Origin of the sequence: Amycolatopsis pigmentata (assembly GCF_042684065.1) — a bacterium.
GTDB lineage: Bacteria > Actinomycetota > Actinomycetes > Mycobacteriales > Pseudonocardiaceae > Amycolatopsis_E > Amycolatopsis_E pigmentata.
On record NZ_JBHUKR010000025.1, the window covers coordinates 1 to 15,047 of the forward strand.

The 15,047-nt window shown below is 63.9% G+C and carries 16 protein-coding genes and 1 pseudogene; 10 read left to right on the forward strand and 7 right to left on the reverse strand.

Annotated elements, in window-relative coordinates; genetic code table 11:
- Window positions 1-142: 142 nt before the first annotated feature.
- Both ACFSXZ_RS37990 and ACFSXZ_RS37995 read left to right on the forward strand, forming a co-directional pair.
- Window positions 143-1,415 (forward strand): annotated as a pseudogene (locus tag ACFSXZ_RS37990) (IS256 family transposase).
- A complete protein-coding gene (locus ACFSXZ_RS37995; protein ID WP_378271083.1) occupies window positions 1,412-1,909 on the forward strand; it encodes an HAD domain-containing protein in 498 nt (165 codons plus the stop codon). The pseudogene ACFSXZ_RS37990 and the gene ACFSXZ_RS37995 overlap by 4 nt, the downstream one beginning before the upstream one ends.
- Window positions 1,910-2,274: 365 nt before the next feature.
- Here the strand turns inward: ACFSXZ_RS37995 and ACFSXZ_RS38000 are convergent, their stop codons facing one another.
- Window positions 2,275-2,913, reverse strand: a complete 639-nt coding sequence (locus tag ACFSXZ_RS38000) for a class I SAM-dependent methyltransferase (RefSeq protein WP_378271085.1) — start codon at window positions 2,911-2,913, stop codon at window positions 2,275-2,277.
- A 506-nt stretch (window positions 2,914-3,419) separates the two neighbouring features.
- Here ACFSXZ_RS38000 and ACFSXZ_RS38005 point away from each other — a divergent pair.
- The 3 genes from ACFSXZ_RS38005 (at window position 3,420) to ACFSXZ_RS38015 (ending at window position 6,580) form a co-directional block, all read left to right on the forward strand.
- Entirely contained in the window at window positions 3,420-3,689 is a 270-nt protein-coding gene (locus tag ACFSXZ_RS38005; RefSeq protein ID WP_378271182.1) for a hypothetical protein, read from the forward strand.
- Window positions 3,682-4,290, forward strand: coding sequence for a DUF6879 family protein (locus ACFSXZ_RS38010; protein WP_378271087.1), 609 nt, complete (start codon window positions 3,682-3,684; stop codon window positions 4,288-4,290). The genes ACFSXZ_RS38005 and ACFSXZ_RS38010 overlap by 8 nt, the downstream gene beginning before the upstream one ends.
- Window positions 4,291-4,456: 166 nt before the next feature.
- Entirely contained in the window at window positions 4,457-6,580 is a 2,124-nt protein-coding gene (locus ACFSXZ_RS38015) for an ATP-binding protein (protein WP_378271089.1), read from the forward strand.
- Window positions 6,581-6,773: 193 nt separating this feature from the next.
- On the opposite strand, the gene ACFSXZ_RS38020 is transcribed toward ACFSXZ_RS38015, so the two are convergent.
- From ACFSXZ_RS38020 to ACFSXZ_RS38040, 5 genes are all read right to left on the reverse strand, one after another.
- On the reverse strand, window positions 6,774-7,169 hold the full coding sequence (locus ACFSXZ_RS38020) for a hypothetical protein (RefSeq protein ID WP_378271091.1): 396 nt from the start codon (window positions 7,167-7,169) through the stop codon (window positions 6,774-6,776).
- Window positions 7,170-7,277: 108 nt separating this feature from the next.
- Window positions 7,278-7,733 carry a hypothetical protein gene (locus tag ACFSXZ_RS38025; protein ID WP_378271093.1) on the reverse strand — a complete coding sequence of 152 codons (456 nt, stop codon included), beginning with the start codon at window positions 7,731-7,733 and terminating at the stop codon, window positions 7,278-7,280.
- Window positions 7,730-8,476 (reverse strand): hypothetical protein, encoded by a 747-nt coding sequence (locus ACFSXZ_RS38030; RefSeq protein ID WP_378271095.1) that lies wholly within the window; start codon window positions 8,474-8,476, stop codon window positions 7,730-7,732. The genes ACFSXZ_RS38025 and ACFSXZ_RS38030 overlap by 4 nt, the downstream gene beginning before the upstream one ends.
- A 21-nt stretch (window positions 8,477-8,497) precedes the next feature.
- Window positions 8,498-8,812 (reverse strand): hypothetical protein, encoded by a 315-nt coding sequence (locus tag ACFSXZ_RS38035; protein WP_378271097.1) that lies wholly within the window; start codon window positions 8,810-8,812, stop codon window positions 8,498-8,500.
- Between the two features lie 40 nt (window positions 8,813-8,852).
- A complete protein-coding gene (locus ACFSXZ_RS38040) occupies window positions 8,853-9,551 on the reverse strand; it encodes a hypothetical protein (protein ID WP_378271098.1) in 699 nt (232 codons plus the stop codon).
- Window positions 9,552-9,805: 254 nt separating this feature from the next.
- On the opposite strand from ACFSXZ_RS38040, the gene ACFSXZ_RS38045 reads away from it, so the two are divergent.
- Window positions 9,806-10,264 carry a hypothetical protein gene (locus ACFSXZ_RS38045; protein WP_378271099.1) on the forward strand — a complete coding sequence of 153 codons (459 nt, stop codon included), beginning with the start codon at window positions 9,806-9,808 and terminating at the stop codon, window positions 10,262-10,264.
- Window positions 10,265-10,287: 23 nt separating this feature from the next.
- Complete coding sequence (locus ACFSXZ_RS38050; protein ID WP_378271101.1) at window positions 10,288-10,869, forward strand: DUF3558 family protein; 582 nt, start codon at window positions 10,288-10,290, stop codon at window positions 10,867-10,869.
- Between the two features lie 242 nt (window positions 10,870-11,111).
- Here the strand turns inward: ACFSXZ_RS38050 and ACFSXZ_RS38055 are convergent, their stop codons facing one another.
- Window positions 11,112-11,801 (reverse strand): DUF6308 family protein, encoded by a 690-nt coding sequence (locus ACFSXZ_RS38055; protein ID WP_378271102.1) that lies wholly within the window; start codon window positions 11,799-11,801, stop codon window positions 11,112-11,114.
- A gap of 104 nt (window positions 11,802-11,905) precedes the next feature.
- Between ACFSXZ_RS38055 and ACFSXZ_RS38060 the strand changes: the two genes are divergently transcribed.
- The 3 genes from ACFSXZ_RS38060 to ACFSXZ_RS38070 all read left to right on the forward strand — a co-directional run bounded on the left by ACFSXZ_RS38060 (window position 11,906) and on the right by ACFSXZ_RS38070 (window position 14,901).
- The gene (locus ACFSXZ_RS38060; protein WP_378271103.1) at window positions 11,906-12,829 is read left to right on the forward strand and encodes a hypothetical protein; all 924 of its coding nucleotides are present in this window, start codon (window positions 11,906-11,908) and stop codon (window positions 12,827-12,829) included.
- Window positions 12,830-13,532: 703 nt separating this feature from the next.
- Entirely contained in the window at window positions 13,533-14,411 is an 879-nt protein-coding gene (locus ACFSXZ_RS38065) for a slipin family protein (RefSeq protein ID WP_378271104.1), read from the forward strand.
- Between the two features lie 238 nt (window positions 14,412-14,649).
- Window positions 14,650-14,901 (forward strand): hypothetical protein, encoded by a 252-nt coding sequence (locus ACFSXZ_RS38070; protein ID WP_378271105.1) that lies wholly within the window; start codon window positions 14,650-14,652, stop codon window positions 14,899-14,901.
- Window positions 14,902-15,047: the final 146 nt, after the last annotated feature.

The following is a 15,047-nucleotide window of genomic DNA, read 5'->3' on the forward strand; positions in this document are numbered from 1 at the left end:
ACGCGGGCGATACGACACTGCACCTCGTGGCGCAGGCAATGCTTGAGACCTGTGGATCGGCCGGTGAAGGCGTACCTTCCCGGTGATCGAGTAGAGGTCTCAAACAAGCCGACGTTGGCGCGTCGGTTGGGAAGGCACGCTCATGCTCACCGTAGTCCCCGACCCCGCATCCGGTGATAACGACCAGTCGGCCGCCGGCGAGGGGTCGTTGATCGACCAGATCGTCCGGGAAGGCGCCCGTCGGATGCTGGCCGAAGCGCTGGGTGCCGAGGTCGACGCCTACATCGCCGCGTTCGCCGACGAACGGGACGAGCACGGCCGTCGTCTGGTCGTGCGCAACGGCTACCACCAAGCCCCGTGAGGTCGTGACCAGCGCGGGTGAGGTGGAGGTGACCGCGCCGCGGGTCCATGACAAGCGCGTTGACCCGGACACCGGTGAGCGCAAGCGGTTCGCCTCGGCGATCCTGCCTTCGTGGGCACGTAAGACCCCGAAGATCACCGAGGTGCTGCCACTGCTGTATCTGCATGGCCTGTCCAGCGGTGACTTCGTGCCTGCGCTGGGCCAGTTCCTGGGCTCCGCGAAGGGCCTGTCCGCAGCAGTGATCACGAAGCTGACTGCGCAGTGGAAGGCCGAACAGCGCGCGTTCGACGAGCGGGATCTGTCCGGCGTGGACTACGTGTACCTGTGGGCTGATGGTATCCACGTCAATATTCGCCTGGAGGAAAACAAACCTGCCTGCTGGTGCTGATCGGTGTGCGGGCTGACGGCCGCAAAGAGTTGGTCGCGCTGGCCGATGCCTACCGGGAGTCGACCGAGTCGTCGGCCGATCTGCTGCGAGACTGCCGCCGGCGGGGCATGGTCGCGCCGGTGCTCGCGGTCGGGGACGGGGCGTTGGGGTTCTGGGGTGCGTTACGCGAGGTCTTCCCGGCTACCCGGGAGCAGCGCTGCTGGTTTCACAAGATCGCCAATGTGCTGGTCGCCCTGCCCAAGTCGGCGCACCCAGGGGCGAAGAAGGCACTGGCCGACATCTGGAACGCCGAGGACCACCAGCACGCTTGGACGCGGTGAAGGCATTCGACGCCGTCTATGGCGCCAAGTTCGGCAAGGCGGTGGCGAAGATCACCGATGACGTTGAGCAGTTGCTGGCCTTCTACGACTACCCGGCCGAGCCACTGGGTCCACCTGCGCACCACGAATCCGATCGAATCCACCTTCGCTACCGTGCGGCATCGGACGAAGGTCCCCAAGGGACCAGGCTTGCGGGCGGCCGGGCTGGCGATGGCCTTCAATCTGATCGAGTCGGCGCAGTCTCGCTGGCGGGCGGTCAACGCACCCCACCTGGTCGCGCTCGTGCGCCGGAGCCCGGTTCGAACGCGGCGTTCTCATCGAGCGCGACGAGGTCACTGCAGCGTGACGCCTCACGAGCAACGCCCCCTGCTGTTCCTCGATATCGACGGGACGCTACTGCCCTTTGGCGGCAACACACAACGCGAACCACCCGCTGCCACGGTGGATGCACGCGTAGAGCGGCTCGACTCCCGTGCCGGGGTTCGGCTGGCCGCGTTTTCCTGTGAACTGGTCTGGGCAACCACCTGGGAGGACGAGGCGAACACCGAGATAACGCCTCGGTTGGGGTTGCCACCGCTTCCGGTCGTGCACTGGCCCGAACCCTCAGCCGAACATGAACACGAAGACCGATGGTACGGCCTGCACTGGAAGACCCGGACTCTGCTGGAGTGGGCGCACGGACGACCATTCATCTGGGTCGACGACGAGATCACCGACGCCGACCGGGAATGGGTGCCTGCACACCATCACGGCAGAGCCCTTCTCCATCAGGTCGAACCGTCCCGCGGCCTCACGGTCGAGGACTTCGCAGTCCTCGATGATTGGCTACGGACATCTTGAACGCCCACGATCCACAGGATTTGACAATTGCTCAGAGTCGTCTGCTGTCGGTTGTGAATGTGAACGGTCTCGTCGTCGCGGATACCTCGGGTAAGGCAGTGCCACAGGATTTCCAGCCACGGGTGTCAACGCCGGCGAAGTTTGGTCCTGGCACGCTTTTGGTGATGGACTCGGTGGCGATCGGTGAACCCGGTAGTTGATCAGGATTGGCATTCCCGATTACGCGCGAAAAGAGGGAACTCCTCCGTCCATATCAGTGGATCGTTCGGTCCGCCATCGTCGTAGTGCGGAAAAACACCGCTGTCCGCGTGTCAAGCTTTCTTCGAGAATTTATTAGTCATTTTCTGGTGAAGTTTATCTGGGGACTACTTTTGAGCAAGTAAATTGATCCATTTTCCGTGTGCTACGCCCGGCTCAGTGCGACTCCACAGGATTTTTAGTCGCACGCAGGCTACGATGCTTTCGAGCTCGCCCTTTCCGATGTGGCAATACCAGCGCCTACCGTGCGACGTGGACCGCCATTCCGCTCCGGTTCCACACGACACTGATAGAAAGAGCATCCCGCCCGGCAACATCACTCGGGTTGCCTCCGCTAACGTCCTCGCGGCATCCGGTGTTGAAACGTGAAGTAGTGAGGCACAATGCCAGACACCCTTAAATATCTCATTTCTGAACGGTAATGTTCGCATATCGCCCATTGCAAGTTTTGCGTCCGGAGCCACCCGGTGGGCTGTGGAAAGCATGCCTTGTGATCGATCGAGTCCGAAGGCCCTAAACCCGGACTGACAGAAGCTGGCCAGATCCCGCCCGGGCCCACAGCCAACATCTAGGATCTGCGCTCCGGGTGGAATTACTTCAAGGAAATCGTCGAGGTACGACCCGAAATCTGTGTCTGCAAACCGTTGGCTGTAAGACTCCGCGGCTGCATCGTATGTGGCTATTGTTTCTTCCAGTGCGCTGCGGGGTGTCGCAACCCCGTCTAGCCAATTCTTGTCAAGATTCATTAGGTTAGCGTAGGAGCGAAGCCGGAACGCCGCGACAGGTGTCTATGGCTTCGACCCCTTCAACGACCGCTCTTCATGGCCGCAGCAGGGCACGCAGCTGCGGTACAAGTCAGCTGGCATGGGTTTCGGGCCTGTCTCGAGCCCGCCTGATCCTTCGAAGTGCAACTCCCCGGTCGCCGTGTTGATGTCGACAAGGTGGGGTGCGAATCGCCCTCGTACGCCGACGGCTCACCAGGCCGGAGCCGTAATGGTGACTGGCTCGATACGGTTGGCGCTGCCTGCGCGCTTGCAGGTCGTCGGACCCCTGACATCGCTTGCGCCGGCACGATACCCACTTGTCGACAGGGCGATGACAGCCGTACCCCAGCCTCGGAACGGAACACCGCCGGCCCGTCTGGCCAGTAGCGGTCCCATTCTGCTGCGCGCGGGCCCTTGTCACTCTACCGAGTGCGCGATTCATGCACTACATTGAGTAGTCATGTGAATGCCTACAGGGAGGTTCGGTGATGACACGACCTTGGGAGGCGGATCCATCGGCCGTCATGGCGCGTCGGTTGGGAAAGTCGCCGGTGGAGTTGGGGAATACGGACAAGGTCAGCGGTTGTCCGGACGTGTGGGAGCTGGATAACGGGGATATCGCGGTGATCGGGCGGGATTTGACGTCGTCGTACGAACCGCGTCTTCCCGATGGTGTGAAGATCGCTGGTGATGAGCGGTTGGTGGTGCTGCCTCGGAATGTGTTGGTCGCCGCGAAGCCAGATATCCCGGATGCCTGAGGTCGGTGATCGCTTCGGCGAGCGGCTGGAGCTTGAGGCCTATCTGGATGATTTCGACGCGCGATTCTGGGCGCTTGGCGCGGACGGTGTGTGGAAGTTGGAGCGCCTCCAACACTTCCGGCAGCCTGAAAGCCCCAGTTGGGTGGCGTTTTCGCAGGGCGAGTGGAACGAGGCTCTGCGACTTCTGGAGGGCAACCGGTCCGGCCTTGAGGAAGAGTTCCGCAAGGTCTCCGAGGCGGGCTCGACCGTGCAGCGGGTACGCGTCGTCGAGGAGCCGGTCGTGCCCTACCTGCAATGGGAACTGCATTCGCTCCGGTTGCGAGCGGAGTGTGGTGAAAACATCCGTGTCGTGAGGCCACAGCAGGTCGCGGAGTTCGAGTCAGACGGAATTCTGCCCGAGGTCGTCACGTTGGGCGCAGCGGTGCTGTACAGGCTCGTCTACACCACCGACGGGTTGCTGGACGGCGCGGTGCGTTTCACCGACTCGGAGACCGTCACACAGTGGCGGGAGTTCATCCAGCAGTTGTATGCCGACGGCGAAGATCTGGCATCGTTTTTCGAGCACAGCGTGGCCCGGCTGAAACCACCGTATGTCCAGTGAGCCGCCACGCGCCGGTGATGCCGCCGAGCGAGCGGGGGACACCACGCGGTCTGAGATTTCGGGCTCGGCTGGCCATGCGGTGCAGGCGCGCGACGTGCACGGGGGAGTGCACTTCCATGGGCGCGGCCGCCGGGCGGGTCTTGTTCCGAGGCAACTGCCTGCGGACGTGCGTGGCTTTGTGAATCGCCTGAACGAGTTACAGCGGCTGAGCACGCTCATCGCCCAAGGCGGGGGTGGCGATGGTCAGCGGGAGTCCGCGGTGGTTGCGGTTGTCGGCACGGCCGGTGCGGGCAAGACCGCGTTGGCGCTGCACTGGGCTCATCAGGTTCAGGACCGTTTCCCGGACGGCCAGTTGTATGTCAACCTGCGGGGCTACGACCCCGGGCTGCCGGTGTCTGCCGAACAAGTACTCGAGCACTTCCTGCGGGCGTTGGACATGCCGGCGAACGCTATCCCCGCCGACCTGGACAGCCGGACCGCGCTGTATCGCTCGCTGCTGGCGGAGCGACGGATTCTCGTCGTGTTGGACAATGCCGCCACGGTTGGGCAGGTCCGTCCATTGCTGCCCGGGGCACCGCGCTGTCTGGTGCTGATCACCAGCCGCAGTCGTTTGTCGGGCCTGGTCGCGCGCGACGGCGCACGCCGCGTGACGGTGGGCGTCCTGGAGCCTTCAGAGGCTGTCGCGTTGCTGGAGGCGGTCACGGCGGACTACCGCGTCGGCGACGACGCCGGTCACGTAGCCGAACTCGCCCAGCTTTGCGCCCGGCTTCCGCTCGCCTTGCGGATCGCCGCCGAGCGCGCCGCGAGCCACCCCCACATGCCGCTGAGCGACCTCATCCAGGAGCTCCGGGACGAATCCGGCCTGTGGGACGCACTCACAGCGGACGGCGGAGAGACAGACGCGGTTCGCACTGTCTTCGCGTGGTCTTACCGGGCCTTGCCACCCGAAGCAGCGCGCCTGTTCCGGCTGCTCGGCATTCATCCCGGCCCCGAGTTCAGCACCCATGCCGCTGCTGAACTGGCTGACACAACCCTCCCGCGCGTTCGCAGGCAACTCGACGTGCTGACAGGCGCGCATTTGCTGGAACAGACGGGACCGGACCGCTACCAGTTCCACGACCTCCTGCGCGCCTATGCTGTCGATCAAGCCCAACACGAGGAAACACCGGAGAGCCGCCTGGCCCTCTTGGAACGCCTGCTGACCTGGTATCTGCACACCGCCAACGCCGCTGCGGCGGTCATCGACACCCATCTCCGGCCCGTCGAGCTGTCCGCTGATGACAGTGCGCTGGTTCTCCAGTTCTCCAACCGTGAGGACGCGATTCGCTGGTACGAACAGGAACGGGAGAACCTCGCCTCCGCGATACACGCAGCCGCATCAGCTGGCCTGAACACGCTCGCCTGGCAACTGCCTGCGGTGCTCCGCCGTATCTACGCCTTCCACACGCCGGCCGAGTGGATCTCCACGGGACTGATCGGCCTCGACGCTGCTCGGCGTGTCGGTGCGCGTTCCGGCGAAGCTGATCTCCTCGAAAGTCTGGGCATGGCACATGTTCAGGCAGGCCGGACCGAAGAGGCCTTGGCTTACCATCGACAGGCGTTGGCGATCCGCCAGGAAGACGGTGACGAGTTCGGCGAAGCAATGGCGTTGAACAGCATTGGTCTGGTGCACCTGCGAAGCCGCGCGCTCACGCCGGCCCGCCGCCATTTCGAGCAATGCCTGGCCGCCGTCCGTCGACTCGGCCAGAGGCAGTGGGAAGGCATCGCACTCGGCAACCTCGCCGACGCTCTTCTCGATCTCGGGGAGCCGCAGCAAGCGCTTGCCATGGCGCAACAGGCGCTTTCCATCCACTGCGAAACCGGCAACACGATGAGTGAGTTCGCGTGCCTGACCACCATCAGTGCGATCCAGCGCGAACGGGGCCAGTTCGAGGAAGCGGTTGCGAACCTCGAACACGCGCAGGACCTCGCGCACGAACTCGACAACCCGGTCCGCGAAGCCTACGTCCTACTCGAACTCGGCCAGACCCAGCTCGCCAGCGAGCGCTACGAGGAGGCCCTACTGTCCTTCCACCAAGCCGCCGTGCTCTACCGGCGGCTCGGCGACACCAGCCGCGAAGCAATCGCGTTCGACGGCACCGGAGAGGCCTACGGCAAGCTCGGGCGTTTCGACGAAGCGGCCGACTTCCACCGCCGAGCAGTCGCTGGCCACGCCAACGCGACGACCGCTGGCACCTGGCCGTCTCTCTGGACCACCTCGCCGCTACGCTCGACATGTCCGGTGAGCTAGACGAAGCACAACGCCACTGGCGAGAGGCATTAACGCTGGTCACGGCCTTCCCCGATAGCGACGCCGCGGCACTGCGGAACGCTATCGTTGCGAGGCTGAACCCTTCTCCGGAATAACAAGATCGGCGGGCTCGGGCGAGGCTGGCCCGCGAAATCGGCGGCGAGTCAGTAAGACAGGCCGCCGACCAGGGTGCTCAGCTGCGGAGCAGTCGGGTGGCCAGTACGGTGACGATACCGTCGTAGACGGCAATCGCGGCCGGTGCGAGTACATCGGCAAGGATGGCGAGTTTTCCGAACGGCACGCGCGCGATGCTGATGCCGACTCCGTAGGTGAGCCAGCCGAGGCACGCCGTGAGCAGGCTGAGGTTCCAGACGACGAGCAGGTTCCGGCGTGCCGCGTTGGCCGAACCCAGTTCGAGCCGACCGGTTGAGACCGCGGACCGCATGGATATCGTGACTCCTCCGAAGACGATCGCGAGCAGTGCCATCGCCCCGTGGATGCCCACCGTCATTCCCAGCAGTGGCACCTTCGCCATCCAAGCGAGCGCCAAGTACAGGACACAGCCCGCGAGAACGACGCCCAGTGCCATCGACCCGACCCCCAGCGGGACCGCGAGGGTATGAATGCGGTGAGCCCGTTGGGGGTCGATTGCGCGGTAGTCGCGGCGGTCAGAGCGAGCAGGTCGATGTGGCACGGTTCAGACACGGGGTAGGAGGCGGCGCATCGCGATGGAAGACACCCCGGCGCAGATCACAGTGACGGCCGCGACCGTGTAGGCGACGCCCAGCGTGACTCGGCCCAGGGGCGGTGCGCCGCCCGTTCCGCCTTTGATCGCCAAGAGGAGCAGGATACCGAGCGCGTCGGTGACCACTGCGCACAGCCACATGGCCAGTACCATCCTGCGGACTCCGGCGAAGAATTCCCGGTCCATGGCCGGGAGGGTAGGGGTGCGGTCCCGCGCGAACAGCGCGCCGATCCCAGCCAGCAGCAAGGCGACGGCGCCGGCTCCGCACAGGCCGAGTGCGAGGTAGAAGAAGGGGTCTGTGCCTTTGGGTGCGGTCATGCCGAGTGCGATAAGAACGATGATGGCGATGAGGCTCACGCTCAACGCCATGCCGCCGATCCGGCCCGCCTTGCGAAGGTCTGGGGTCACGGTGTCACGTGCCAGTCGGATTTGGCTTGCATGGCGCCGACGTTTGATTTCGCCCACTGGTCGCCGAGGTCGTGGACTTTCTGGCCGATGGTGTGCTGTTCGGTGGAGATGGTGTTGGTCAGCGACTGCAGCGACAGGATCGCGGTGGTGACCAATCCGATGGAAACGCCAGCGGCGGTTGCGAGGGCTGCTATCGCGGCTGGGATGCCTACCACGGTGCAGGCGGCGGCAATGGCGCCAACCGCACCGACGGCGAAGACAACGCCAGCTACTGTCATTGCCGTCCAGAACGTTTCGATCCCGTTGCCCAGATTGTCCAGTGAGCTGCGCAGTTGGTTGGCTAGGTCCTTCACGGCGTTCAGTCCACTGACCTGAGCCGGGACCGTCGTCTTGTAGGCTTCGGCGCCGCGGCCCTGCCAGTCCAGGTTGGTTTGCAGCTTGTCGAGGCTGATCCGTCCAGCGATGTCGCCGACAATGTTGCCGACCGAGTTCGCCCAGTCCTCCGCGACTTGGTGCAGCCGTGTGGGGTTACCGCGGTGGGTGAGTAACTGGTTAACGCGGTCCCAGAACTCCTGGATCTTCTGCCTGAGCGTGGTCAGACCTTCCTGGATCGGTTGGACCAGGCCGGAAAGAAAGTCGGGAACCCAGCTCAGCACGTCGTTGACCCTGTCAAAGAACTCCCGGATCTTTTGTTCCAACTCATGGAATTTGTCGTCGGCTTGCTGGATTGCGGGGCTTGTCATGCCAGGTCACCGTTTCCTTTGTCATTCGCCGGCGGCACGGCGGATGTGCTGCTGGTGGTCGGCTTCGGTCTGGTCGTACATGTCCGCGGCGTGTCGCAAAGCTCCAGCGAGGTCGTGAAAATTCTCCGCTGCCTGCTGCAGCATGTTCTGCAACGCGCTCTGCGCGCCGGCGTAAGTGGTGTCGATACCCGCGTCCATGCCATACATCGACACGTCTTGCCCGCTCAATCCAAGCGAGCCGATCGCCTGCTGCGGGCCAGCTACATCCTGGGCTGCAGCGTCCCAAATATCTGCATCGGACCGCAGCGCACCCACTGCGGACTTGATGTCCACCACTCTCTTATCTCCCCTCCGAATCGATCCGCCGAGCCTAGAATCAGTCGGGCATGCCGAGTCGCCGCATCAGCCGTCGCGGGTCGGCAGCCAGGTCCATCAACTCCGAGATCGCACTACCGCTCGGCCCCGCAGCCAACTCGCCCGGGGCGCTCCTATCGTGTAAGCCACGTAAGACCTCAAGTAGTTCAGTTTCGATTTCACTGTGCCGAGCTTGCCCTGCCCAGTTGGGGTCGATGTCCAGCGATAGCACCTGGCCGCGCTGCGCCGAACCCTGCACATGCCCACCCGCGCTTTGCACCTGTGCCCGGTGATCCACCACCTCGGCCAACCGCTCCGTGAACTGATCCAACTCTTCGGACACCGCGTCGAGCAGTCGCTGCACATCCAGCGAGGTCAGGGACGATTCCTCGGCACCAGCTTGTGGCTCGACCGGCGTGACCGGGGCCGTGCTGTCGAATCGTTCGACGCTACTGGCGAGAGCGCGCATGGTCGCCGCGTTCGCAGCGGAGCGCACGCGACCGGGCAAATCCCAAGGTTCCACCGACTGTCGCCACACCGGTGACAGTTTCACTTGCATGACCTCGCCATCGGGTGAGACCAGCACCGCGACCACGCGGCCGGAATCCTGTCCGACAAACGCTTCAGTGGGCTCTTCAGCCGGTTTTGGCGCCGACTTGGTGTTGAGCTGTTCGTACTCCCAGTCCTCGGCTTCTTCGAAACCCCACCTGTCACCGTCCACGGGGCCGGACAATAGTGCACGGGGGCGCTCTCCGCAGCGACTTGTGGTCCGAGAGCGTACGTGGGTTTGAATGACCTGCCTTGCGGGCGAACTCGCAGGTCAAGACCGCTGCTCGACGATCGGATTCTCGCTGATCACGGCAGGAGCGGTACCTCCTCCTTCCTCGCGCCGCAGTCGATAGAACCAAGTCGCACCCGGGTGCGTCACACCGCTGCTACCTTGAGTTCGACTACCAGATCAGGAGGGGGACCACCGTGGCAATCGTTGACCCGGGGCCGGGTAGTTCGGCCGGTTCTTTCGGCGAGGTTTTCAGCGCGGTGGGCCAGGCGGTCGAAGCTGGCGTCGGCACGGCGGCCCTCGCCCAGGCGCAGCAGGCCGCTCAAGGGCTCAAAGACGCCGCGTCATCGGGTCAAATCCGGATCACCGAGAACGGGTTCACCACTCTCATGGACGCGATCAACCAGTGCTACACCCATCTGGCTGACCTCAGGAAAGCCACCTTCACGGTCAAGCAGGCGCCGCAGTTGGGCACCAGCCCCTACGCACAGACGGTGGCGGTGCATGTCCAGAAGGGCGGGACGGGCGAGCCGCAGTCCGCGGACACGGTGGTCAACCAGCTCAGCGAGGTCCTCGACATCACTCGGGACGCGCTCAACCAGGCCAGGAAGAACTACGCCGAGGCCGAACACGCTAACGTTCAAGGCCTCAAGTAGCCACAGCCGACGGGGAGGTATGGGTGCGCGCAGCAGCCCTCACTACAGTCATTGCGGCCGCTGCCCTGGTAGTAACCGCGTGCACCAGCAACCAGACGGGGCAGGCGTCCTCACCCTCTGGCGGGCAAACCGCCGCACCCAGCACCTCGACGGCCGGCACCGTGACCAACGGCCTGACCGGGCTCAACGCCTGCAGCCTGCTTACCGACGCCGAGGCACAGCAAGCTGTTCCCGGCGCTGGGACCCACCAGGACATGGGCGCCATTGGCGGGAGCGGAGTCAGCAGTTGTGGGTGGACTAAACCGGCGACCAACGACTCCGCGGCACAGTCTTTCGGGATCACCGTCCGCCCTGCGCAAGGCATCAAAGACATCGTCGTCAGCCCAGGCGGGCAGCTCTCCAACACCACGACAACCACGGGCCGCCAAGCGGTCCTTCTGAAGAACAACGAAGGCAAAGGATCTTGCGCCGCAAGCATTGCTGTCGGGTCCGGCCGGGTCGACATCAACGACGCGACCAACGGTGCGAACGCCACGACCGACGCCGCGTGCGCGATCGTGAGCAAGATCGACGACTACGTGGAAAAACGGCTACCTGCGTCTTGACGGCGGCCTTGGATGCTTCCTCACGGGGGCTCCGACTTCTTGGACCTGTGGGAGCGGAGGATTGGTGTTTACGGCAGCGTGCCATGGGCGGGTCGTTGAAGTCATCGACTTGTGAGGTGAACGCGCGCCAGCGCGCCATGGTGTTGGCCGACCCGGCGACGCGCGGACAGTGGACGGCCGCGACCGCTCTGCGGCCTGTCAGTCGCCGTCGTTGCCTACCGTGTCTTGGTCGGTTGCCCGTGTCATCGGTTCGATCGGGTGGCCCGCATCCAGAGGATGACGTCCAGGCAGCGCAATAGGCTGATGTCGGTGATGCTGCCGGTTTCGTCGCGCATCGTGGTCAGGGCTTCCTGGCGGCGCGGGTCGTCGTGGAACCATGTCCACAGGCAGGCCCAGATGTTGCTGGGCTGGTCGAGCAGGTTCGCTACCTTGCTGTCGTAGACAGGTAGCAGGTGAGGTCGTTTGCGTGCCAGGAGTTTGCTGGCTGTGACCGGGCGGTGGTGGCCGCCGCAGCGGCAGAGTAGCGCCCAGAGCCCGGCTGCGGGGGATTCCGGGGCGTAGAACTGCCAAGGAGCCGCGTGCATGGGGAGGTCGCTGGGGATCTGGGCCAGCAGGTTGGTGATCTGATCGGCGTGGGTTTCGGTGGTGTCGACGGTGAGGGCGGGTAGGCGGTCGGTGATGCTCAGGAAGGTCAGGGCCAGTAGGTCGGCTGGTGTGATGGTGTCGCGAACGGCGGGGGTGTCGCCGCCGCCGGTCAGGCGATCGAATCGCCGGCCGCTGTAGAGGGTGTCGGGCGGCCCGTCCTCGTGGAAGTATCGACGCAGCGCCTCGATTGATTCGTCTCGCCAGACACCCAAGACGCACTTGTCAAGAAGTTGGTGCTGGCGTCTGTAGTCCTCGGCGGCCGGATCGGCAGGGTGGGGGGCGGGCACGAGTTTCGACTCCTTCGCTGAGGTGGTCTTTTTCGTTGAGGATCGGGTTATATTTCTGAGGTCTCTATCGCTGTCTCGAACCAATCGGGTTACAGGGGGAGCCGTTGAGCGGCTTGGATTCCGCACAGGTGCGATTGGTCGGTGACGTGCTGTTGGCCGAGGTCGTGGCGGCTCTGGCTGCTGAGCGTCCGGTGTTTCACAGCGAAGCCGACTTCCAGCATCATCTGGCGTGGACGGTTCGCGGGTTCGATCCGAGTTTGCGGGTCCGTCTGGAAGTTCGGCCGGTGCCGGAGCTGGGTTTGCAGTTGGATCTGCTGTTGATCCAGCCGTCATCTGGTGAGCGTGTCGCGGTTGAACTCAAGTACGCCACCCGGGCCTTGTCGGTCGATGTCGGCGGCGAGGCATTTTACTTACGCAGCCACGATGCCCAGGACATTCGCCGCCATGACTTCATCAAAGACCTGGTGCGTCTGGAAACGTTGGTTGACCGCGGGGTCGTTGACCGGGGATGGGCACTTTTTCTGACCAACGATCACGGCTTCTGGCAGACCTCCGCTCGCGTGACGGTCGACGCTGCGTTTCGCCTCCATGACGGCCAAGTGCTGCGTAGCAGCCTTGCCTGGGGTGACGAGGCCGGCGAAGGTACCCGCCGGGGCCGGGACAAGCCACTCGAACTGACCGGTGCCTACCCACTGCGCTGGACGGAATTCAGCGCTGTAGCGCCTGGAGCGGCAGGTACCTTCCGTCTGCTGGCGGTTCCCGTGGGCGGAAGCGCTTCACTGGCCGAGGCCTGCCCTACGGATTCGGCCCAGCCACTCGCCGAGGCGACGCCCCTGCCGCCGGCGGAACGAGTCATCGCACCACGGGCCGATGACCGCGATGCTGCTCGTTTGCAGGGGATGATCGATGAACTGCGCCGACTGCGTAACGGTTGTGAACCGAAGGACAAGACCAACCCGCTCTACCATCGGTACTCGCTCGCTGTGTCGGCCTTGAAGTGGGTCGCCGCGAACCACGACAAGAACTAACGTATGCCAACCTGGTCGGCACGCGCCGTCGTGCCGGGGTCTGCGATGAACAGCAAGTAGCGTTCACGCGCTTATGCCTGGAGCAAACCTGGAGCAGGAGCACGCGTTGAACCGCATCGAACAGCAGCCAACTGCTATCAACGGCAGTGTTTGACCAGCGGCTTCTCGTGGTGCTACCGTTGACCTGTGGACTTAGAGTAACCGAAACCTTACTGGCAGTGAGGGTGTCAGGGGTTCGAGTCCCTTTAGCTCCACAGTTTTCAAGATCGCCCGACCTGCGGTTTCCACAGGTTGGGCGTTGTTTTTTGGTACACCGAACATTAGTCCCTTATGGACTGATGCAAGTTACTGTTCAGTAACTGGGGCAAACTTGGGGCAGTGGGTGACCCTATTTGAAATGGGGTCGCGAAAAAGTGCCCCAGCGCCGTCCCCGACTTGGGGCCGGACGGGAAAACGCGGGGGTGCTGCACGCGAATTGGGGCCCGAGGTCCTGCCGGGCGGTGCCTTAAGTCCACGCCTTTCTCGACGGAGCCGGGGCTAGCGTCAAGGAGTCAGGTGATGGGATCGTGACGCTGGCAGGGCGTTCATGAGCGGCAAGGTGAACCTGGCGATTCGTTCAGCCGCTACGCGGTCACCGTCGGCATCCCGCCTGCGGGTCAGCGCATCCGCAAACGATGGGTCGGAATTCGGACGGAGCGTCATCATGATTGCGTGGATCACTATCGGCGTTATTGCCATGGTTCTGTTGTTGCTGGGCCTTTCCGTGCGCATCGTCAAGCAGTACGAGCAGGGGGTGTTGTTCCGGCTGGGCCGGGTGCAGGGCGTGCGGATGCCGGGGTTGCGGTTGATCATCCCGATTGTCGACGTCCTGCGTCGGGTGTCGCTGCGGATCGTCACGTTGCCGATCCAGTCCCAGGGGATCATCACCCGGGACAATGTCAGTGTGGATGTGTCCGCGGTCGCGTACTTCCGGGTGGTGGACGCGGTGAAGTCGGTCGTCGCGATCGAGAACGTCTATGCCGCGATCGACCAGATCGCGCAAACCACCCTGCGCAAAGTCGTCGGTCAGCACACACTTGACCAGACCTTGGCCGAGACCGACAAGATCAATGTGGATATCCGCAAGATCCTCGACGTCACCACGGTCGAGTGGGGTGTGGAAGTGACACTGGTGGAGTTGAAGGACATCCAGCTGCCGGAGAGCATGAAACGCGCGATGGCCAAGCAGGCTGAAGCCGAGCGGGAGAAGCGAGCGAAGATCATCAACGCCGAAGGCGAGTCGCTGGCCGCGGACGCGCTCGGTGAGGCGTCGGACACGATGATGGCTCACCCGCTGGCATTGCAGTTGCGCAACCTGCAGAGCCTGGTCGAGATCGGGGTGGACAAGAACACCACCGTCGTGTTCCCCGCGCCGCTGATGAGCACGATCGGTGAACTCGGTTCCTTCCTGGCCCGCGAGGCGTCCGCAGCGGGTACTCCGCCGAAGGCCGATGCCCCCACAGTTCCGGTGCCGCAGGCACGGGTACCTCCGCCATCGATGGCGGAGGTACCGGGGAACAACGAGGCAACGGTCTCCCGGTAATAAGCCGCGGAACCGGATTGGCAGTTCGTCACGAAATGCCCGGGTGCGGTTGCCGTACCCGGGCATCCATCACGGGTATGCCGGCGGTGGCCCTGATCCTGGCGCCTCCGCGAAACTACCGGCGCTGTTCGCGGTTGAGCGGTCCGGGTCGGCGGGCCGTGACGGGTAGGCTGACATAGAAGGCAAAATCTATCGTGCCGTTGCGGAAGACCTTTTTTGAGCGCTCGACCGCCATTTGGTGTCTTTCTTCCTTTCCCAGCAATACAGCAAGCTGTACTGCATCCCTGACGCTTCCCTACCCAAGGAGTCTCATGACGAGAACAGATCGTCACTCGCCGCGGCGCCGCTGGTGTTCAGCCACCCGTTGACCGACCCGCCGGCGCGCACGGCCATGGCCGACGGGGCCACCGCCGACCGCGCGCGGCACATTTCTGTCTCGGCGCGGCCGAGTTCGTCGACCAGCGCGTCGCGCGCGGTGTTGCCGGTTTAGGTGGCGCACCGTCGGAAAGGTCGACCTTATGCACGGCGCGCGACACCGGAAAAGAGTTCTCACCAACTGGTGGTGTGGCGAGAGTTGCTCGATGCCCTCGATCATCTCGAGGTTGCCTGGCGGAATACCCAGGCGACCGCACCACG